This is a genomic window from Nocardia heshunensis (assembly GCF_054782115.1).
In genome coordinates this window covers 54,785-76,944 of the sequence record NZ_BAAGTC010000023.1, presented here as the reverse complement: position 1 = coordinate 76,944, position 22,160 = coordinate 54,785, and the positions used below count along the sequence as shown (strand labels likewise).

Annotated in this window: 15 protein-coding genes; 14 read left to right on the top strand and 1 reads right to left on the bottom strand. The window is 67.4% G+C overall.

Translation table 11 applies throughout. The annotated features are described in order from the left end of the window. Positions 1-30 precede the first annotated feature (30 nt). The 12 genes from ACYVN4_RS38700 (at position 31) to ACYVN4_RS38645 (ending at position 16,665) form a co-directional block, all read left to right on the top strand. Complete coding sequence (locus ACYVN4_RS38700) at positions 31-1,464, top strand: PPE domain-containing protein (protein ID WP_460728111.1); 1,434 nt, start codon at positions 31-33, stop codon at positions 1,462-1,464. Between the two features lie 72 nt (positions 1,465-1,536). Continuing rightward, on the top strand, positions 1,537-1,875 hold the full coding sequence (locus tag ACYVN4_RS38695) for a hypothetical protein (RefSeq protein ID WP_460728109.1): 339 nt from the start codon (positions 1,537-1,539) through the stop codon (positions 1,873-1,875). A 20-nt stretch (positions 1,876-1,895) separates the two neighbouring features. After that, entirely contained in the window at positions 1,896-2,198 is a 303-nt protein-coding gene (locus ACYVN4_RS38690) for a WXG100 family type VII secretion target (RefSeq protein ID WP_460728107.1), read from the top strand. 54 nt (positions 2,199-2,252) lie between these two features. Next, complete coding sequence (locus tag ACYVN4_RS38685) at positions 2,253-3,080, top strand: ESX secretion-associated protein EspG (RefSeq protein WP_460728106.1); 828 nt, start codon at positions 2,253-2,255, stop codon at positions 3,078-3,080. 518 nt (positions 3,081-3,598) lie between these two features. Beyond that, positions 3,599-4,912 carry a MinD/ParA family ATP-binding protein gene (locus ACYVN4_RS38680; protein ID WP_460728104.1) on the top strand — a complete coding sequence of 438 codons (1,314 nt, stop codon included), beginning with the start codon at positions 3,599-3,601 and terminating at the stop codon, positions 4,910-4,912. Next, positions 4,909-6,432 (top strand): type VII secretion integral membrane protein EccD, encoded by a 1,524-nt coding sequence (gene eccD, locus ACYVN4_RS38675; RefSeq protein ID WP_460728102.1) that lies wholly within the window; start codon positions 4,909-4,911, stop codon positions 6,430-6,432. The genes ACYVN4_RS38680 and eccD overlap by 4 nt, the downstream gene beginning before the upstream one ends. Continuing rightward, positions 6,432-7,787, top strand: a complete 1,356-nt coding sequence (gene mycP, locus ACYVN4_RS38670; protein WP_460728100.1) for a type VII secretion-associated serine protease mycosin — start codon at positions 6,432-6,434, stop codon at positions 7,785-7,787. The genes eccD and mycP overlap by 1 nt, the downstream gene beginning before the upstream one ends. Continuing rightward, positions 7,784-9,496, top strand: a complete 1,713-nt coding sequence (eccE, locus tag ACYVN4_RS38665; protein ID WP_460728098.1) for a type VII secretion protein EccE — start codon at positions 7,784-7,786, stop codon at positions 9,494-9,496. Before mycP ends, eccE begins: the two co-directional genes overlap by 4 nt. 23 nt (positions 9,497-9,519) lie before the next feature. Further along, entirely contained in the window at positions 9,520-9,870 is a 351-nt protein-coding gene (locus ACYVN4_RS38660; RefSeq protein ID WP_460728096.1) for a helix-turn-helix domain-containing protein, read from the top strand. 80 nt (positions 9,871-9,950) lie between these two features. Beyond that, positions 9,951-10,982: a hypothetical protein gene (locus ACYVN4_RS38655; protein WP_460728094.1), complete on the top strand. Its 1,032-nt coding sequence runs from the start codon at positions 9,951-9,953 to the stop codon at positions 10,980-10,982. Positions 10,983-11,074: 92 nt separating this feature from the next. Then, positions 11,075-11,683: a hypothetical protein gene (locus ACYVN4_RS38650; RefSeq protein WP_460728092.1), complete on the top strand. Its 609-nt coding sequence runs from the start codon at positions 11,075-11,077 to the stop codon at positions 11,681-11,683. Positions 11,684-11,835: 152 nt separating this feature from the next. After that, positions 11,836-16,665: an NAD-glutamate dehydrogenase gene (locus ACYVN4_RS38645; protein ID WP_460728090.1), complete on the top strand. Its 4,830-nt coding sequence runs from the start codon at positions 11,836-11,838 to the stop codon at positions 16,663-16,665. A gap of 79 nt (positions 16,666-16,744) precedes the next feature. Here the strand turns inward: ACYVN4_RS38645 and ACYVN4_RS38640 are convergent, their stop codons facing one another. Then, positions 16,745-17,779, bottom strand: coding sequence for an SPFH domain-containing protein (locus ACYVN4_RS38640; RefSeq protein WP_460728088.1), 1,035 nt, complete (start codon positions 17,777-17,779; stop codon positions 16,745-16,747). 203 nt (positions 17,780-17,982) lie between these two features. Between ACYVN4_RS38640 and ACYVN4_RS38635 the strand changes: the two genes are divergently transcribed. Further along, a complete protein-coding gene (locus ACYVN4_RS38635) occupies positions 17,983-19,587 on the top strand; it encodes an amino acid permease (protein ID WP_460728086.1) in 1,605 nt (534 codons plus the stop codon). Between the two features lie 149 nt (positions 19,588-19,736). Continuing rightward, positions 19,737-22,154, top strand: a complete 2,418-nt coding sequence (locus ACYVN4_RS38630) for a serine/threonine-protein kinase (RefSeq protein ID WP_460728084.1) — start codon at positions 19,737-19,739, stop codon at positions 22,152-22,154. Positions 22,155-22,160 lie beyond the last annotated feature (6 nt).

Here is a 22,160-nt window from a genome sequence, read left to right as displayed (position 1 = left end):
TTCGCCGTCTGAGCGGTCGGAGTTACGCCCATGTGGCCTCTTTTGTTCGCCTCCTTCACCGCGCTGCCGCCGGAGGAGAATGCCCGGCGGGTCCTCTCGGCAGGAACCTCGAAGTTGTTGGAACTTCCCGCCGATGCATACACAGTGCTCGCGACTGGGCTCTATGCCGCAGCCGCGGCATCCTATGCCAACACCCAGTTGACAAGAGTGCACTGGACCGGACCCGCCGGAGATGCTTGTTATCAGGCGTTCAACACTTTTTCGGACTGGCTGCACGGTCAGGCCGGTAACGCCGCGGACACCTCGAAGGTGATCAGGCAGCTGCAGGCCGCAGCCGCAGCCGCTGAGATGGCCATGGCGCAGGTGACGGTGGCCCTCGCACTGCTCAGGGTGGCCGAGGCCATGGGAACGACGACGATCGTAGCTGGCGAGGCGGCGCACAAAGCACTGTGGGCCGAAGCGGCAGCGGTGATGACCACTTACGCGACGGCCGCGGGCCTGGTGTTGAACACACTGCCGGTCTCTACCGAGCCGCCGCGCATCGCCACGTCACCTACCGCCCTTATGGAAGCCGGGGTTTCGCCGTTCGGATCCAGTGATCTGCTCGGGTTGCCGGGCACAGGTGGCCGACACAGCCGCAGTGCCGGCATCAGCCCCGCCGGCATCGGCGGCGGTCCGGCGTCCGGTCCCGCTGGTTCCTCTCCGATCTCCGGACAGTCGAGTGGTGGTGGTCAGCCTGGTGGTGAGCCCCCCGCAGGTGGCCAACCTGGTGGTGATCAGCCTGGGGTTGGTCAGCTGGGTGGTGGTCAGCCTGGGGTTGGTCAGCCTGGCGGCGGTCAGCTGGGTGGTGGTCAGCCCGGGGTTGGTCAGCTGGGTGGTGGTCAGCCCGGAGGTGGCCAACCTGGCGGCGGGAATCCGGGATCCGGGCTGCCCGATCCTCAGCAGCCGAGTTCGGAGTGGCACGCCCCGGATTCGCGCTCCGACTCGCTCCCGACCCTCGGCGACGGCACCGCCGGGCCGGATGATCAGGGGCTCTACGGCACCTCCCCGTACTCGCCTACGCTGGCCGGTCTGCTGGGCGTCGGTCCCGGTAGCGCCGTGACTCCCGCCATGACCGGTGGCACCGGATCCGTGGTTTCATCCGGGGTCCGGCTGCCCACCGCGTGGCGACCCGCCACCGCCCAAGCTTTCGGAGCCGAGACGGGAAGTCCCGCCCCGGAGCCGATCTCGCCGCGGCAGCCGCCGCGCGGGGCGAGCGCGCCCGAATCGCAGCGTCGGCGCGAGCGTAAGGACGAGCGGAAGCGCTCGGCGACCTTCGTGTCCGGCGATGGTGTCGAAGCGCCCGCGGCCGACCTCCCGTATCTCATCCAATACGAGGCCGCCGACACCGAACCCATATCCGAGTCGGAGAAAGTACTCGCACTCGGCCTGCTGGACCACGACTCACATTCGACGACCGAATGACAGGTCTCATGAATACGGACCCGGAGAATCGGCCGGGGCGCAACTGTCGACTCAATAGGAAAGGATAAGCACATGGCTTTGTTGGCTTCCGCTGATGATATGAGGGCTATCGCCACGAGTTCGGGTCAGGATCACTCGGCGCTGATGGCCGAGATCAGTCAGCTCGAACAGGCAAAGATCGACTTCATGTCAAGCTTCCAAGGAGACGCGGGTGACGCCGGCGTCCAGGCGCTGGAGCAGTCCATCGAAACCGCGAGGAACACAGCCAAGGATCTCGAGCAGATCATCGATCACCTGGACCAGGCCGGTTACAAGATCGGCGCGACCGATCAGGCGGGCCTGGACGACCTCAGGGCACACGGCGGCATCGACAATCTGGCGCCTTCCAAGGTCGACCTCTCCGCGATCTGAATTCAGAAAGGAATATAGAAATGTCCGGCAAGCATATCTTTGTAGATAAAGCCAAACTAGAGGCAGCGGTCGCCGAGGTCCATGCGGTTGTTGGACGCATGCAGCACACCTCCAACGAGCTGCAGGACCTCAAGAATAAACTCTTGGCCTCCGGATTCGAGGGCGAAACCTCGACGGGATACACCGCTCGAATGAACAGATTCGAAAACGACTCGAATGAGCTTCAGGTTCAAGTGAACAAATTGAACGGCAGAATCGACGCTGCGGCAAAGGCCCTACTCGCCCAGGACGCCGCGTCGGCTGCAACTCTCTCGCCCAGCTAGTCCGTTTGCAATGGAAATTTGACGAGGCTGCAGCGGCAACTATCCGGTGAAATATTGAACAACAATCCCACCGCGATCGACCTGAATGTCGATGCCGCGCTACTCCTACAGGACATGGCCGGCATCGACTCCTATCCCGATGTACTCGCGTTGATGCCCAACGTGTTCCGCCCCGAGGACCTCGACCGCGTCCGTGCCGTGGTCTTCCAACAGCTCACCCGGGCGGGCATCGTCGAGGACGGCCTGGTCCACCCGGTGGTCGAGCACTGGTTGCGGTGCCTGTACCGGCCGGACGTGGAACTGGTGGCCTATGTCGCGGAGACGGAGTTGCGCAGCGCCCCCCTGGGCATGCTGCGCTTCTCCCTCGTACGCAGCGGCGAGACCCACGTGCTTGCGCTGCGCTACGACGACCACATCGTCATCCAGCCGATCTTTCCCCAGGGCAACCGGCTGGATGCCGTGACGGGCGCACTGCTCACCGTCCTGGGACCGCTGCCCGAGGCGCGTTTCGACCCGTTGCGGGTGGCCGCGGATCGGTTCGACACAGTCCCAGTCGATCCGGTCGAAAGACGTTCGGCCCTGATCGAATTGGGTGCGTCGCCACGCAGCGCGGGCGTGCTCGGCGAGGCGTTCGGCACCGTGGTGCGCCGCGCCGAGGTGTACATGCTCGAACACCACCACGGCGATATCCCGCTCCCGGAACTGTACGTGCAGGTGCTGGACACCCAGTCCGGGCGCATCGTCGTGGTGCCACAGCGGGCGCTCGACGGACAGGCCCGGTTGAGCGTGCTGCCCGGTGATACGGCCAACCTCACCGCGGCGGTCCGCGCCCTGATCGATCTGCTGCCCGGCGGCAGCTGGTTCGACCACAGCCGGGAGTGAGTGCCCCTCAAGGATTTTCGAGGAGGATGAGGGAGATGAACCGAGCATCGAGTACCGACGATGATACGGCCGGATCGGTGCGGCCACGACGCGGCTACGACGTGTTCTTCGTCGAACCCTCGGCCGAGAGCGACGCCTCCGCCAGGAGCTGGCGCGATACCGTGACCGGTCGCGCTCACCGGCCGCCACCGGAGCCGGTCGAAGAGCCCGTCGCGCCGCCGGAGTCCGCGCCGCCGTCGGAGTCCGGGGAATCCCCGGAGTCCGTGCCTCCGTCGCCGCAACCTCCTGCCCCGTCGGAGCCTGTGTCGCCGCCGGAACCCGAAACCCCTTCTACACCAGTCCCGCTCACGGACCGAGTGTCACCTGGCCGCGCCCAGAGCCCGGCCCCGCAGCCTCGCCCCGCTGCCTCCGCCCCGTTGTTCGCGAGTCCGCATGGTGCGCCGGAAGGTCGCGTTGCGCCGTCCGCGGGTCCGGTCGGGCGGCCCGAGAACTCGGTACCGCGGCCCGCCTCACCGTTCATGTCTCCACCTGTGCGGCAGGACAATCCCGCTCCCTCGCCCGATGTGTCGTTCACGGCACCCGGTGGGCGGCAGGAGAACCTGATCGCACCGCCGGTCATGCCTGCTCAGCCCGGCCCCGCAGCGCTCGGACACCAGGGTCGGCCGGTGGCCGCCTATCCCGGGGCCGATCCGGCAGGACCGGCCAATGTCTACCTCCCGCCGCGCCCGCGGCCGGCGTACGGGCCGCCGCCCGTTCCAGGGGCCCGCACCGATCTCGTTGTCCGGCAAACGAATCAGCAACCCGGCCCGGCCGCCCCCACGTTCGGCGAGCTGGCGCCGACCGGCCCGGAGCGCGCGGCGGGGCTGTCGATCGCGTTGACCCCGGCCGAGCTGCTCGATCAGCTCACCGCGGATCGTTCGGCGCATCTGCGCTCGACCACGGGCATGCGCGGAGCCCTGAACAAGGTGGGGTTCAATCTCGGTCTGTCGCCGGACGAACTCCGGACCGAGGAACGGCGTGCCCGCATCCGCCGTCAGCTCACGAGCGCCTATCAGATCGCGGTAGTCAATGTGAAGGGCGGTGTAGGCCGGACAACCACCGTCGCCGGGCTGGGCTCGATCTTCGCGGCCTTCCGCCCGGATCGCGTCGTCGCGGTGGACGCGAACCCGGATTTCGGTGACCTGTCCGGTCGCACCGGCCGGCATCAGTACGGTCTGACATTGCGCGACCTGGTCCAGGCCCGCGGTCTCGACTCGTTCGCGGCGGTCCAATCCTTCACCACGATCAATAACGCGGACCTGGCGGTGGTGGCGTCGCCGTGGTCCTCGACCACCGTCGAGTCGCTGTCGGGGCGTGAGTACCTCGCCGCCGCGGAGGTGCTGCGACGGCACTTCAACCTGATGCTGATCGACTGCGGCACCGGCCTTCTCGACTCCGCCACCGCGGGCGTCCTGCAGACCAGCCACGCGATCGTGCTGGCGACTCCGGCCACAGTCCGGGGCGTCACCGGTGCCGTGGCCACCCTCGAGTGGCTCGATTCGCACGGTATGCACCGCCTGGCGGCCGAGTCGATCATCGTCATCACCCACCAATACCCGATGAAACCGACGGTCGCGATCGAACGGATCGAGGAACTCTTCGCCGCCGCGCACCGTCCTGCCGTGGTGATCCCGTACGACGACCATCTCGCCGAGGGCGGCGAGATCGATCTTCGCCTGCTCGAGAAGGAAACCGTCTTGGCCTTCGAGGAACTCGCCGCCACGCTCGCCGATGGCTTTCCGAGTCACATGACCGGTGGCATCGCCCACGCCGATCGAGGTGGTCGGCCGTGAGCACCGCATTCGCCCCGGCGCCGAGCGCCGCTGGGGCCGCCCCCTCGGCGGAGGTCGCGCTGGCGCGGGTCGCGATCATGATCGCGACCTACCAGGTGGACGTCGTGCTGCCGACGAAGTTCAGTATCGAGACCTTCATCGAGGATCTGCTTGCGGTACTCGCGGACGCGCTCGACGACGAATCGGTCGATTTCACACCGCAGAGTGGACAGTGGACGCTGGCGCGCCCGGGCCAGACGCCGATCCCGCGCTGGCGCACCCTCGCCGACCACGAGATCGCCGACGGCGCGTTGCTCATGCTCGCCACCGTCGAAACCTCGGAGCTGTTCGAGCCGGTCGTCGAGGACATCACCGATGCGCTCGCGCTGACCAACGAGCGGGAATTCGCGGAATTCGATACGCGGACCGCGACATTGACGAGTCTGGCCGCGTTCGGCGCCGCCGCCACGGCCGTCGCGGCGATGCTGGTGTGGTCGTGGACCCGCACCGCGTCACCGGTATGGTGCACCGCGCCCGCGCTCGTCCTCGCGGCCAGCAGCTGGCTGGCAGCCCTCCTCGCGCCTCGCCGAAACCATTCGGCCCCAACCTGTGTCGGGCTGGCGCTGTCCACGCTGCCCCTGATATTCGCCGCGGCGGCGATGAGCGTTCCGCGACCGTACGGCGATCCCGGATTCTTCACGCCGGCGAACATCGCCGCCGGCTCCGCGCTCACCGCCGTCGCGGCCGGCTCGCTACTGCGCTCGACCCGAGGCGGCACGACCGTCCTGGTCGCGGCAGCGGTCTCGAGCCTGATCTGCGCGGTCACCACCGGTGCGATGACCTACTTCGACCTCTCCATACGTCAGGCGGCGGGCGGCGGCGTTCTCCTCGGACTGATCCTGCTGTCGGCGGCGCCACGGCTGGCGGTCGTGGCCGCTCGTATCCGCCCGCCGGACCTGCCCGATCCCGGGCGTGAGGTCGAACAGGCCACCCTGACCGACATCTTCGACGCCGAATCGGCCGGCGACGACGAAGCCGAGGACGAAGAAGCCCAACGCCGCCGTTACCGCACCGGCATCGAAGCGCGCGCCCGTCTGGCGGTGACCACCTTGCGCGGGCTGATCATCGCGACGGTGGTCGTCCTGGCCTGCTCGATCATCGCCGCCACCTCCGCGAGCCCCGGCGGGGTACGCGAAATCGTGCTGGCTGCAGCGATTTCCGGTCTGCTGTTGATGCGGCCACGCTGGTACCCCGATCGAGTTCAGGCGATCATGCTGGTCGTCGGCGCGGTCGTCGTGCAGATCGGCGTCGGGTTCGTGCTGACCGCCGCCTACACCACCGCCCCGGCGCGCGCGGTCGTCGTGCTCCTCGGTACCGCAGTCGCGGTGGCTGGATGTTTTGCCGGCACCCGGCTGCCCGGGGTGCGGCTGTCTCCGGTGGTGCGCAGGATCATCGACTTGATCGAATATGCGCTCATCCTCGCGGTGCCGGTGCTCGCCTGCTGGATCATGGGCATCTACACCGCGGTCCGGGGGATCTGATGGGTGCCCGCCACGGTGTGGCGATGCTGGCGGCGATCCTCGCGGCCGTGCTGGCGGGGGCTCCGGCCGCAGCGGTGCAGCCCCCGGTCGCGGTGGTCGGTGCGCCGCCGCCGGACGACGCGCCCGGGCCCGAGTTTCCGATGAAGCAGGACAAGGGCTGCCTCGGCGTCGGCGTTCTGCCCGACACCGACGTCTCCCAGAGCCCACCGGCGGACTACGCCCTGGACCTGCCGAGAGCGCGCGCCCTCACGCGCGGCGCGGGCGTCACGGTCGCCGTGCTCGATACCGGTGTCAGCCCCAATTCGCGGCTACCGGGTGTTGTCGGTGGCGGCGACTATCTGCAAACCGGTGGTGACGGCCTATCCGATTGTGACGCGCACGGGACGCTGATCGCGGGAATCATCGGTGCGAGCGCGGCTACCGGCGACGGATTCCTCGGCGTCGCGCCCGACGCGCGGATCCTCTCCATCCGTTACCGATCCGGGGCTTTCAGCGCCGACGGCGCGTTGAACCTCGATGCCGCGGCGCAGGCCGGCGTCGACCTGCGACGACTCGCACGCGCTATCACGCACGCCGCCAACCTCGGCGCCGACGTGATCACGGTGGCGCTGCCCGTGTGCCTGCCGGTCGGTCTCGGTGTCGATCTGTCGCCGTTGGCGGCAGCGATCGGCTACGCGGTGCATGTCAAGGGCGCGCTCATCATCGCGGGTGCCGGCGCCGCAGGAACAGGATGTGACCAGAACCCCGACATCGATCCCGGGCGGCCCAACGACCCACGCAACTGGGACGGGGTCAAGACGCTCGCCGCGCCGGGGTGCTTCGCCGACGATGTGCTGACGGTCGGCTTCACCACCGAAGCCGGGGATCCGATGAATGAATCCCTGGCCGGGCCGTGGGTGTCGATCGCCGCGCCGGGCACGGGCATCGAATCGCTGGGCCCGGGCGGTGGAGGTCTCATCAACGGGGTCGGCGCGTCCGACAAACTGGTCCCCGTCGGCGGTGCGTCGTTCGCGGCCGCATATGTCAGCGGGACCGCCGCGCTGCTGCGTTCCCGATTTCCCAACGAGTCCCCGGCCCAGATCGCCGCCCGCTTGCAGGCCGCCGCCCACGCGCCCGCACGCGGGGTGAACAATATCGTCGGCGCCGGCCTGGTGGATCCGCTGGCGGCCTTGAGCTTTCGCGCACCCCCGCAGTCACCGAGCGGCCCCTATCGTGCGATACCTCTGGTGATGCCGGCACCGCCGCGTCCCGCGGATGGGAGACCGGGTGCGGTCGCGGCGGGCATCCTGCTGATATCCACGCTGCTCGGAGCGGGAATTATCTTTGGGCACAACGTGATTCGGAGGAAACGGTGAGCGGTCCGCGGATCCGGGTCGGCGGCATCGACCGTGGACCGTTCGCGGTTCTGGTGGTGGGCGGTGCTCCGCTCGCGGCCGTGATGTTCGGGCGGATTCCCTGGTGGGGCATCGCGTTGACCGCGTCGTTCTCGGTTGCGATGGTGTTGGTGCGGGTCGGCGAGCGCACGCCCGTGCGGTGGTGCCTGGACTGGGGTCGCTACCGCGTGGGCAGGGGGTCCCGAGCCCGGGAACTCAACGCGCCAACCGACATCCGTGACCTCGAGACCACCAACGGAATCTGTGGCATCCAGTTCGGCGATCCGATCCTCGTCGCGATGATCCAGCTCGCCCCGGATCTGGACCTACCCACCGTCATCGCAGATCGGACGGTGTACACCGAGGACAAGGTCGCGGTGAACGCGCTGCTGCCGATGCTCGAGCAGTACGGCATCGAATTCGACATCGACATCGTCACCACCGGACGCCGGGCCCGCGCGTCCAGCGGCTACAGCATGCTCTACGACCAGCTCATCGGCTCTCAACCGGTCGTGGGGGACCGGTTGACCTGGCTCGTCGTGCGAATGGACCAGGGACGCAACCTGGCTCGGCTGACACGGCGCGGCAGCGCTGCGGCAGCGGCCCCACGCGCCCTGGCCGCCGCGGCGTACCGGATCGCCACCCGGCTGCGGGTCGAGGGTGTCGCCGCCCACGTGCTGCCCGCCGCCGCGATGCGCGACGCCCTGCGGATGCTGCACGCCGGAGTCGAATTGTCGGATCTGCGGGAAACCTGGACTCGACTCGAATCGACCAATCCCGGTCGCGGTGTCAGTAGTTTCGCCGTCGATTGGAGCCGACTGGGCGTCGGCGGACTCGACGACTGCTGGAGCTGGGATCGAGGCCGGACGACCGTGGTGATCTCCTTGTCGGGCCGGACCGCCGGCCCGCGCGGTCTCGTGCGGTACATCGGTCCCGCGGTCGACGAGGCCCCACCGGTCTTCCTGCGCCCACTGGTCGGCCGCCAGTCGGCCGCGCTGCTGGCCACCCTGCCCAGCACGGCGTCGGCCGCAGACCTGCCGACCGCGCCCGCGCTGGACACCGCCGCGGCGGATGTGCTGTCCCAGTTGGCTGTCCCCATCGGCCCCAACGGCCAGATCCTGGGGGTCATCAGCGGACAGCCCATGCACACCTTCGCGCTGCCGCTGTTCGATCCGACCCGCTACAACCCGCGGCATCGCAGCGTCGATATCCGCGCGGAGTTGCCTGTCGCCCAGCAGATCATCCTGCGGGCCGTGGTCGTCGGCGCGGATGTGGTGATCCACTCCGCCCGCCCGCACCTCTGGCGGCAACTGGTCGCGGCGGTCGGTGACCCGGACTCGCTGCGGTTGGCGCCAGGCCCCGGCGAGGCGAGCGAAGAGGTCGGCGTCGCGCCGAACGCGACCATCGCTGTGTATGACCAGTTGCCGCCCGGACGTTCCGACGCCCCGACCACGTTGACGATCAACGAGCCCGGCGAGCCTCGCCGCCGGGCCGTCGACCTCGCGATCGAACAGGTCGACGCGCACACCGTCGACATCGATATCCCGATGCGGACCGTCCGAGTCGATCTCATCGAGCCGCGCGGCGAAACCCGCTACTTTGAACCGATCAACACCGCGGCCGTGAATGGTGAAAGACACCGGCCGCCATCGTTGCCCGCGCCGCCTTCGGTTCCGACGGTAGGGTTTTGAGGTCAGCTAGAGAGGGGACGATAATGTCTGCGAATGTGATTGCCGATTCCGAGCCGTACAGCGATCAGGTCCCACCGCTCGGTGACGGAGACGAGCTCACGCCACGCCAGGCGGCGGCCGCCATATTCTCCCGGCGCTTGTCGGCCTTGATCTCGGAATCGATGGTCTCGACCGAAGACGGAGCCACTCGCTCGCTGACCCTCTACTCCCTGGCCCAACATCTCGAGCTGGCGTATCCGGATGTTCCGGTCTCGCAATCCGGTCTTTATCGGCTCATCCACGGCGACGCGATTCCCCGATTGGATCTGATCATCGCACTGGCCCGAGTATTCGATGTTCCCCCAGACTATTTCGTGACCGGCGAAAGAAAGTAGCGAATACCGCGACCTCCGGTTCCCATCGAGGGGAATAACGCGGCATCGATATTCGTGGACACCTGGATACGATTCCGATCGTGTCCGACGAGGATCCGGGGGATGGCTTCCTCCGCCACAGAGCAGCGGTCCTGGACGCGCTGCTCGCCGATCCGGCGCTGGGGCGATCCGCCCCGGCCGAAGCCGAACAATCGTTCAGCGGAACGGATCTCGGCCTCCAACCGGACGTCGGCCTCGAGGCCGTCACCCCGCGTTCCGCCCCCGGCGTGCCGCCACCCGCCGGGGCGGGTTCGAGCGGCCCGAAGGCCAGCGAGCGGATCCTGGCACTGCTCAACGGCGCGGCCGGTGCGGAATCCGCCGGTGTCGATCTCTCGGGCAAACTGTCCTCGCTCGCCTCGAAGGAATCCGCTCCCGAGCCCGACACCGCAGCCGAACCCGAGCCGTCGCGACCACCGGCCACGCCACCGGGCGAGCGGGCGCGAGACCTGCTCACCGTCGTGCGAAACCCCAAGGCGGCGTTGGTCATCGGCGCCGCAGTCATCGTAGCGTTCATCCTCGCCCTGGTGATGTCGAGCGGTGACCACGACACGGAGCAGACATCCGCGCAGCCGTCGGTGACGCCGAGCCCCGCTCCGGCCACCACGCAAACGAGTCTCACGCCGACCACAGCGGCGGGCGCCACGATCCAGGTCAAGGCCGCGGTATCGCACTGCCCACCCGGCGGGACCCCGGGTATGGACGCCTTCGCTGGTCCCGGCAAGGCCTGGTCGTGTTCTCGGGCCCACCAGGTCGACGGGCAGATTCTCAGCATCGACCTGGGCGGGTCCTACGCGGTCGAGTCGATCGGTGTGGTACCCGGATGGGACGCCATCGGCGCGGACGGTACCGATCAGTGGACGAAATACCGTACCGCCAGCCGAGTTTCGTATCGGTTCGACGACGCCGGTGCCACCACCTACACCCAGCAGACCCTCGATCAGCGCGGTCTGGTGGTCACCCGGATGAATCCACCGGTGAACGCGTCGAAGATCGTCCTGACCGTGTTGCAGTCCAAAGGTGATCCGGCGCAGAACATCACGGCCCTCTCATCGATTGTGATCACTGGACATTGAGCACACTTCATTCTCTGTGCGCGTACTGCCAGCACCGCGATTCCGGTGCGGGATCGACCTGTTCGCACTGCGGCGCCCCCTTAGCGGCCGCCGTGCCCGCGGGATCGTCACTGCCCGGTGACGTGCTCGCAGGAGCCGAGAAGACGGCGCTCGCCGTGGGAAAGGCCGTCGCCACGATGGGCAAGGCGGCCGTGACCGGCACCGAGCACGCGGCTCGGCCGCTGCTGGCGCGGTTCAGCACCGCTCTCGGCGGACTGATCGTGCTGGCTGTGCTCGCGTTCGTGGTACTGCGATGGCTACCCGGATTGCCGGGACTGCCGTCCCTGGGCACGGCCGATCCGGTCGACGCGCTGCCCGCGCCGCTGCGGGCGGCAGTCTCGTGCCCGGGCGGTGCCTCGATCAACGCCGATCAGTGCGTGATTCCCGCTCGCGCCACGCTGCTGGCGGGTGGACTCAGCGGTGGTCGCGACCTGACCCTCAGCGTTCGAGTCCTCGCGCAGGACGCACTAGGTGACGACATTCGCCGGTGGCGTGCCGCCGGGCCGTCGATCCGCTCCGACGGCGCGGTGTTCGCTGCGATCGGCCCCCGCTCCGTGGTCTGGTACGCCGACGCCCGCAGCGGATTGCGGATCGAGACGGCGGCCTTCACCGATCAGCCGTCCGCCCGGACCTTCTTGCAACGGGCCGGGCTGTCGGGATGACACGGGCCGACGGCACCGGCCGGAGCTGATTCGGCGTGGTCGCCCAGAACACGGCAGTTTGCTACATTGAAGAATGTGCCGCTATTTAACGGTACGTTAAATAGGTGCCTGCGGCTGTGGGATACAGCCCAGATCTCGGGAAGGTGCGGGCGATGGCGACAACCACGCTGCAGACGATGACAGTGCAAAAACTTCGGGAGGATCCCAAGGCCTTCGAGGCCCTCTACTCCCGCTGGATCCAGCCCGGGGCGACGACGCCGGCGGTCAGTACCCGAGCGCGCCGGATCTTCGAGTGCCACCTCGAGCTGGCCATGCTGCGCCGACCGGGCGCGGCGACGCAGCGGATCTACCGGCCCGACGACCCCACCGGGCTGGGACCGGCCATCCAGATCGTCAACGACGACATGCCACACCTGGTCGAATCGGTCTCGTCCATGCTGCGACGGTTCGGCGTCGCGGTGACCGACATCGTCCACCCCGTCATCGACGCGCTGCGCGACAACCGAGGAGTGTTGCGCGCCATCGCTCCCTCGCGCAGCGCCGAGCCGAGCCCCGGTGATCACACCGTCGCGGAATCATGGATTCACATCCAACTGGCGGATTCGGTTGGCGCCGACCAACTCCGTCACATCGAGCACGCTCTCCCACGGTTGCTGGCCACACTGCGCGGCATCGCCGGCGATACCCCGGCGATGACGACCACACTGCTCGCCGTCGCCACCACCCTCGCCCGCCGCACCGGGGCGGACTCCGAATCCGCGGACAACGCCGATCTGCTGAACTGGCTCGCCGACGGTCGATTCACGCTGCTCGGATACGGCTACCACGCCATCGACGCCGATCACGAACTCGACGACGCGAGCTCCGACACGATCGCGACGACGGAGCTGTGGCCTACCGCGGGCCTGGGAATCCTGCACCCACGCCTCGACGCCGAGATCGACATTCCGTTGTCGGGTCCGGGTCGGCCGGTCCTGCGCCTGTCCAACATCTCCTTGGATCCACTGCTGCCGGGCGCGGCCGATGGTTACGTCGTCACAGTATCGGATTTCGGCACCACCACGGTGCGGGGCGAACACATCTTCATCGGCTCCTTCACCGTCACGGGCCAGCACGAGAACATCCTCGACATCCCCGTCATCTCGGGACGCATACGCCAGGTGATCGAGTGGGCAGGAGTCGGAACCAACTCCTTCTCCGGCCAGGCCATGCTGCAGACACTGCAGACACTGCCGCGGGCCGAACTGTTCTGTGCCGACACCCGCCGACTGTTCGAAACCGTCTCAGCGATCATGGATCTCGGTCCGCGTCGACAGGTACGGCTGTTCCTGCGGCCGGACGCGCGCAGCACGGCACTCTACTGCCTGGTCTACCTCCCACGCGACCGCTACACCACCGATGTCCGACTCCGCATGCGCGAGATCCTGCGCGACGAGTTCGACGCCGAACAGATCGATTACTCCGCGCGCGCCAGCGAATCCGACCTCGCTGTCGTCTACTTCACGGTCCACCGCCGCGCGGACGCCGCGCCGGTCGACACGTCCGCGACCAATCTCGAGCGGGTCCAGGATCTGCTGTTCGCCACGACACGGACCTGGGCCGACCTACTGATCACCCAGGCCGCCGTCACCAACGCCGTTCCGGACGCACTGGCCCGGGACTACGCGGCCGCGTTCCCGGCCACCTACCAGCAGGAATTCACGCCTGCGCGAGCGCTGGCCGATCTGTGGCGGCTGAATCGCCTCGAAGACGGCACGATCGACACCGACCTGCACCGGGAGGCCGACACCCCTGAGGGCGAGTGGCGATTCACGCTCTACGTCCATGGCGAAGGGATCTCGCTGAGCCGGATTCTGCCGATACTGCACAGCGTCGGCGCGGAGGTCGTCGAGGAACGCCCATACCCGCTGACGCTGCCCGACGGCACCCACCGATGGATCTACGACTTCGGACTGCGCATCCCCTCCACACCAGCGACGGCATCGACGACGGAGGAGACCCAGGCTCGGACACTCGTCGCGCAAGCCGTCGAGGCAATGTGGTTCGGCCGCACGGAAATCGACTCACTCAACGAACTCGTCGTGAGCGCCGGACTGAACTGGCGCGAGATCTCGGTCCTGCGCGCCTACGCGAAATACCTACAGCAAGCAGGATTCTCGTACTCCTTCGCCAGCATCAGCAAGGTCCTCCTGAGCCAACCGGCCACCGCCTCCGCGTTCATCGAGTTCTTCACCGCCCGTTGCGAGCCCACCGATGTCGCCATCGAGGACGCCCGCACGCTCGACAAGCGGCTGCTCGCCGACATCGACTCGGTGGTCGGTCTCGACACCGACCGCATCCTGCGCGCAATCCACGGGCTGATCCGTGCGACGCTGCGCACCAACTACTTCCGAGTCGACGAGACCGGTGGACCGCGTGAGTTCCTGTCGTTCAAGTTCGACCCGCGCACGATCGCCGAATTGCCCAAGCCCCGCCCGCAATTCGAGATCTGGGTCTACTCGCCGCGGGTAGAAGGCGTGCACCTGCGCTTCGGCCCGGTCGCGCGCGGCGGGCTGCGCTGGTCGGATCGCCTGGAGGACTTCCGCACCGAGATCCTGGGCCTGGCCAAGGCACAGGCGGTGAAGAACGCCGTCATCGTGCCGGTCGGCGCGAAGGGCGGCTTCGTGGTCAAGAACCCGCCCGCCGCCACCGCCGACCCGGTCGCCGACCGCCAGGCCTTGCAGGCCGAAGGCATCGCCTGCTACCGCACCTTCATCTCCGGTCTGCTCGACATCACCGACAACATCGATCGCATCACCGGTGAAGTCATCCCGCCGCCGCACGTCCACCGCCACGACGCCGACGACACCTATCTGGTGGTGGCCGCGGACAAGGGCACAGCGACATTCTCCGACATCGCCAATGATGTTGCCCAGTCGTATGGTTTCTGGCTCGGGGACGCTTTTGCCTCGGGCGGCTCGGTGGGTTATGACCACAAGGCCATGGCCATCACCGCCAAGGGCGCGTGGGAGTCGGTGAAACGCCATTTCGCCGAGATGGACATCGACACCCAGTCCCAGGACTTCACCGTGATCGGTATCGGTGACATGTCCGGCGACGTGTTCGGCAACGGCATGCTGCTCTCGCGGCACATTCGCCTGGTCGCGGCGTTCGACCACCGCCACATCTTCCTGGACCCGAATCCGGATGCCGCGACGTCATTCGCCGAGCGGGAACGCATGTTCGCCCTGCCGCGCTCGTCGTGGGCAGACTACGCCCGATCGCTGATCAGCGAGGGCGGCGGCGTCTACGACCGGACCGTCAAGTCCGTCCCAATCAGTGATCAGGTGCGTGCGGTGCTCGGTCTTGCTCCCGAGGTCACGGTGCTGTCGCCGCCGGAGCTGATCCGCGCCATCTTGAAATCCCCGGTCCAGTTGTTGTGGAACGGCGGAATCGGCACCTATATCAAGGCGTCGGCCGAGACCAACGCCGATGCCGGCGACAAGTCCAACGACGTGGTACGCGTGAACGCGAACGAGCTACGGCTGCGGGTGATCGGCGAGGGCGGCAACCTGGGTGTCACCGCGTTGGGCCGCATCGAGTTCTGCCGCCACGGCGGCAAGATGAACACCGACGCCCTGGACAACTCCGCCGGTGTGGACTGCTCCGACCACGAGGTCAATATCAAGGTCCTGCTCGACAGAGTGGTCGCCGAAGGAGGCCTGTCGATCCAGGATCGCAATGCGGTCCTGGCCTCGATGACCGACGAGGTCGCCGAACACGTCTTGCAGGACAACGTCTCCCAGAACATCCGCCTCGGCCTTTCCCGCGCACACGCCCCGGCCATGGCGGCCGTCCATCGCCGTCTGATCGCCGATCTCGAGGACCGTCACGGCCTCGACCGCGACATCGAGGCGCTGCCCTCGGACGCGGACATGGCCCGACGGATCGCTACAGGAACCGGACTGACCTCGGCCGAGTTGGCGAACCTTCTTGCCCACGTCAAACTTTCACTCAAGCAGGAACTGCTCGCCGGGCAGCTACCCGACAACCCTGCCTTCGCGTCGGTGTTGCCGAACTACTTTCCCGAGCCGCTGCGCGAACGATTCGGCACCGCGATGCGCCACCACCCGCTGCGTCGCGAGATCGTCGCCACGACGGTCGTCAACCGCGTCGTCGACAATGGTGGCACCACCTTCGTGTTCCGCCTCATCGAAGAGATGGGCGTCAGTGTCGACGACGCCGTGCGCGCGTTCACGGCGGTCACCGAGATCTTCGATCTCCATCAGCTGTGGCTGCGCATCCGGACCACGCCGATGCCCACCGCGGTCCGCGACGAACTCGAACTGGAGACCAAACGAACTCTCGACCGCGCGTCTCGATGGCTGCTGACCAATCGTCCACAGCCCATCGCGATAGGCACCGACATCGCCCGCTACCGCCACGGCGTACGAGCTATGAGCGGCGCGGTGCCCGAGTGGCGGCGGGGGGTCATCAGCGACGAGTTGCTCGCTCGTGCCGGTTCTGCCGTCGACCGTGGCGGCCCGCGCGATCTGGTCGAGGAGGTCTATCTGCTGATCTACCGATTCCCACTGCTCGACATCGTCGATATCGCCGAGGTCGCCGAACGCGAACAGCGTGAAGTGAGCGCCCTGTACTACCACCTCGAGCGGCAATTCGAATTTCAACGCCTCCTCGACGCGGTCGTCCGCCTCGAGCGCAGCGACCGCTGGCACACCCTCGCACGACTCGCGGTCCGCGACGATCTCTACGATTCGTTGAAATCGCTCACCCTCGACGTGCTGCGCGTGACCGCGCCCGCGGACACGGTGGCGGAGAAGATTCTGTTCTGGGAATCGCTCAACAGCTCACGACTGGCCCGCGCCCGCGCGGCCCTGGAGGAGATATTCGCCGCCGGGACAATGGATCTGGCCACTCTCTCGGTCGCCGCACGACAGGTGCGCAGCCTGGCTGGCGGCGTCGAACCGACCGCTCTGGTCTGAGCGTCGGGGCCGGGCTTCGAGCCCGGCCCCCACACGACGAGTGATCTCGACGAGCCACCACGAAAACCGGTGCCGCGCTTCAGTTGGCGGGGGCTCCGCAGCGACCACAGAAGTTCGCGTGTTCGGCGAGTTCCGCCGAACACTGCCCACACTGCCGAACCTGCTGGAGGTCCAGCCCGCAGTGCGTACAGAACCGAACAGTCGGGGAGTGGGATGTGCCGCAGGCCGCGCAGGCCGTTTCGACGGCCGCGGTGATCGGCGCGCGTGCGGTCGGTGCCGCGGTGTGTGGGTGCAGTGCGTTCATTCCCAGCGCCGCGCCCAGAAACCCCGTGTCTCCGCCGCCGCGCGCCAATCCCTGGCCGGCCCCCAGCGCGAGCTCGCCGGCGGCGTACCGCTGGAAGTCCCCGGCCAGCCGCACGTAGGTGGTGTCCTTGGCCAGGCGCTTGAGCCGTTCGGCGTCCTCGGGAGCGACGGTGATGTCGAAGTTGCCCAGCCGCGGAACCCGCAGCCCGAACTCGTAGAGCTGCAGATTCGCCGGCCGTAGTACCGCTTCCTCGATATCGCCCAGATGCGCGGACAGGCCGAGAATGGGCCAATCACCTCGCGAGACCCCTTGCGTCACCGCGATTTTCATCACCTTGAGCAGCTGCTCGGCACACCACGCCGGGGTGGCCGCCGGATCGGTCGGAGTCGCGGTGCCCGTCAGCGCTGTGATCAACTGAGTGGGATCCCGCACCGACAGCGCGAATTCGCCGAACGATCGCAGCGTCACCACCTGCGCGCTGACCGGATCCAGAACGTCCGACAGCCGCCCTCCGAACTTGACCCGGGGAAACTCCTTGGTGGAGACGAAGTACAGCTCCGCCCGGTAGTAGTTGCCTCCGGTCAAGGTGTCGATCAGCGCGCCGAGAACGGGCAGTTCCTCGGCGTCGATGCGGTGTCGTCCAGGACCGAGGGTGGCCAGAACACGGCCGGTCCGGACGAACACGGCGAGCTCGTCGGCGTTGACGATGACGCGCGAGAACCGGCGGATATTGACATCCGGCCACTTGAAAACCAATTGGTTCTTGTTTTGTTCGGGTACCGCGATGAACTCGCGCTCGAACCATGCCATCCGGCTACTCCATCAGTATCTGACTCATTGAGCGTATCGATAATTGGCGGCTCACTCAATAAGAGTAGCCATCAGGTGGATATCTCCTGGTGGCTGGCTGTTCGCTGGACCGATCGGCATTCAAACACCTATTGATCGTCCCGTTGTATGACGGTACATTAACGCGGGTATGGCACACGTCACGTGAAGGAAGGTCTTCCGTCATGACAACCGTTCGACCCCCCGATGCGCCCGCGGAGGCCTTCGCCGCCGAGGACGCCGGCTACCACAAAGCCCTCCGCCCGCGCCAACTGCAGATGATCGCCATCGGCGGCGCGATCGGCACCGGATTGTTCCTCGGCGCGGGCGGACGTCTGGCCAGCGCCGGACCGGGCTTGTTCCTCGTGTACGGGGTCTGCGGCGTCTTCGTGTTCTTCGTCCTACGAGCACTGGGCGAGCTGGTCCTGCACCGCCCGTGCTCCGGCTCGTTCGTCTCCTACGCACGCGAGTTCTACGGGGAGAAGCTGGCTTTCGTGGTCGGCTGGATGTATTTCTTCCACTGGTGCATGGTCGGCATCGTCGACATCACCGCCGTCGCCACCTACATCCACTACTGGAACGTCTTCCAGGCGCTCCCGCAGTGGCTGATCGCGCTCATCGCACTCGCTCTGGTGGTCAGCATCAACCTCATCTCGGTGAAGTGGTTCGGAGAGCTGGAATTCTGGGCCGCGCTCATCAAGGTCGTGGCGCTGATCCTGTTCCTGGTCGTCGGCGGCATCATCGTGGTCGGGCGCTTCACCCTCGGCGGGCAACACACCGGACCCAGCGTGATCACCGGCCACGGCGGACTCTTCCCGACCGGGCTCGCGCCACTGGTCTTGGTCACGACCGGTGTCGTCTTCGCCTATGCCGCAGTGGAACTGGTCGGCACGGCGGCCGGTGAGACGGAGAATCCCGAGAAGATCATGCCCCGGGCCATCAACTCGGTCATCGCGCGTATCGCCGTGTTCTATGTGGGTTCGCTCGTGCTGCTGGCGCTGTTGCTGCCGTACACCGCCTACAAGGCGGGTGTCAGCCCGTTCGTCACGTTCTTCTCCACGCTCGGCGTGCCCGCGGCCGGCTCGGTGATGAACCTGGTCGTGCTCACCGCCGCCTTCTCGAGTCTCAACGCCGGTCTGTATTCCACGGGCCGCGTGCTGCGATCGATGTCGATGAACGGCAGCGCGCCCAGGGCGGCCGCCCGGATGTCGAGCACCGGAGTCCCGTATGTGGGAATTCTCGCCACCGGCACCATCGCCCTGCTCGGTGTCGGACTCAACGCGGTCGTCCCCGACCAGGCCTTCGAGATCGTGCTGAACATGGCCGCCATGGGAACCGTGACCGCGTGGTCGGCCATCGTGCTGTGTCAGCTGCGGCTGTATCACTGGTGGCGCGAGGGCCGTGCCGACCGACCGTCCTTCCGGTTGATGGGCGCGCCCTACACCAGCTACGCGACCCTGTTGTTCCTGGCCGGCGTGGTCGTCTTGATGGCCAGTAGCAAGGACCACGTGCAACGCTACGCGGTGATGGCGATGCTGTTCGTGATGGTGCCGGCGTTCGTGGTGGGCTGGTTCGCGGTGCGCGGTCGCGTTCTACGCGTCGCCGCCGAGCGTCAGGGATTCACCGGTCAGTATCCCGTGGTCATCGAGGTGCCGCCGCGGCTGCGGGATTCCGTGGCCCCCGGCGACGACAACACCTTCGTCTATCCCGCCGTCTCGCTGCCCGGCCCACGTCGGGAAGACACGGCCCCGGACGTCGGCGTGACGCTGGATCACTCGACGGGGGAGTAGCAGGACACAAGGGTCCGTCCCGGTGTCGGACATCGGGGCGGACTCGGCACTGGGCGCCCTTCCCGCCGTGGGGAACACGCCACCACGCGCGGTCGTCGGGTGAACCCGAGAATGAGACCTCGATTGCACGGTGGGCACGAGAGGTTTCCATGCCGGACCAACCCAGCGCCGTCGGAGGTCCGCGATCACACCCCTGGGCCGACCGGCGTATGCGCGGCACCGAAATACCCCGGCCGCAGCCCAATCCCTGGTCGACCCGACGATCGGTCGCCCTCACACCCGGACAGCGATTCACCACGTCGCTGCGCGCGGCACCGGCGGAAACCGAAGCCACCCAGCGACTCTCGCCCGACGAGGAAGCCAACCGGCAACCCGCGCCCGTGGACCTCCTCGATATCGAAGACCCCGATGACGAGGACCTCGACGCCGATCCACCGTCCGGGCGCAGCGCTCGATCACGTCCCAGCGTCCGCCGTCTCGGCGGTGGTCTGGTGCAACTGCCCAGGGCCGTGCCCGTCGATCCGCGCGAGGTGGTGCTCACCGATCCCGAAGTGCCCGAGGCCAAACGCTTCTGCTGGAACTGCGCGCGCCCGGTCGGCCGTCGTGAAGACGGACGACCCGGCACCGTCACAGGGGTCTGCCCCCACTGCCGATCGCCGTTCAACTTCCGCCCCCACCTGCGCACCGGGGACGTCGTCGCCGAGCAATACGAGGTACAGGGCTGTCTGGCGCACGGCGGGCTCGGCTGGATATACCTGGCCATCGACCGCAACGTCAGCGACCGCTGGGTAGTTCTGAAGGGCTTGCAGAACCCGCTCGACTTCGAGGCGCATATCGTCGAGGTCGCCGAACGCCAATTTCTTTCCGAGATGGCGCATCCGGGCATCGTCAAGATCTACAACTTCGTCAAGCACGCCGACAGCCATGAATCGCCCCATGGCTACATCGTGATGGAATACGTCGGCGGCCGTTCCCTCAAGACGATGGTCGAGCAACACGAACCCGCCGTCCTGCCAGTCGCCGAGGCCATCGCCTATGTCATGGAAGTCCTTCCGGCACTGGACTACCTGCATTCGTTCGGTCTGGCCTACAACGACCTCAAACCCGACAACATCATGGTCACCGGCGAGGAGGTCAAACTCATCGACCTCGGCGCGGTCGCGGCCATGGACTCCTACGGCGCCATCTACGGCACGCCGGGATACATGGCGCCCGAGTTCACCGAAACCGGCCCCACGATCGCCGCCGATATCCACTCGGTCGGCCGCACCCTGGCCGCGCTCGTTCTCGATCTGCGGCGCGACGACGCGGACGGATTCCCGCCCGGCATCCCCGATCCGGCCCAACAACCGGTGCTGCGCCGCTATCCCGCGTTGCGGCGGCTGCTCGAGCGGGCCACCGACCCCGACCCCGAACGCCGATTTCCCTCCGCCTACGCCATGTACTGCCAGCTCGCCGGCGTGCTCCGCATGGTGCTCGCCACCGACACCGGAACCGAGCATCCCCAGGCCTCGGTCGAATTCAGCTCCATGCGGGGCGATTTCGGCATCGACACCTTCGTGGCCAAGACCGACGGCATGGTCACCGGCCGCCACCACAGCGCCGAGCTCGACCCACAGGCCATCGCCGCCGCCCTGCCCATCCCGCTCATCGACACCGACGATCCCGCCGCGCCCCTGCTGTCGACCCTGCTGCACAGCGAAGCCCGCCACGCGCTCGACGCCCTGTACCGCACCCACAATCGCATCCTCGCCGGGACGATCCCGGCGCCGGCGTCCTACGAGCTCGAAGGCGCCCTCACCGCCGTCCGCGCACACCTCGACCTCGGTCAGACGGTGCCGGCGTGTGAACTGTTGGCCGAACTCCGTCCCCGCTATCGCCAGGACTGGCGGATCGAGTGGTACATCGGAATCGCGGCTCTGCTCGACCGCTATCCCGACCGGGCGCATCGCCACTTCGACACGGTCCACGCCATGCTCCCGGGCGAGATCGCCCCCGCGCTGGCACTGGCGGCCTCCGCAGAGCTGGCTGCGGAGGAACCCGGCGGCGATCGCGACCGCTGGCAAACCGTCGCACTGGACAACTTCCACGCCGTGTGGCAGGTCAATCACGGCGCTATCAGCGCCGCGGTCGGCCTCGCCCGAGGCTTGGTCGCCGCAGGGGATGTACTCACCGCGGTCGAGATCCTCGACCAGGTACCTACCGCATCGCGCCACTTCGCACTGACCCGGCTCACCGGGAGCCTGCTGCTCGTCTCACGACCACCCGCCCACATCACCCAGGACGAACTCACCACGGCCGCGGCGCGACTGGACGAACTCCCCGAGGAACCCCGCGCCCCTCAATTACGAGTGCTGGTGGTCGGCGCCGCCCTGGAGTGCCTGCGCAAGGGATACCACCAGCAGCGGGCCGACCTCGAGATCCTCGGCTATCCATTCCTCGAGAACTCGCTCCGACAGGGACTCGAAGCCTGCCTCCGCACCGTGGCGCGATTGGCCCCGGAACGCCTACACCGCTACCGATTGATCGATCTGGCCAACCTGGTCAGGCCCAGAACGCGGTGGTAACCCCGC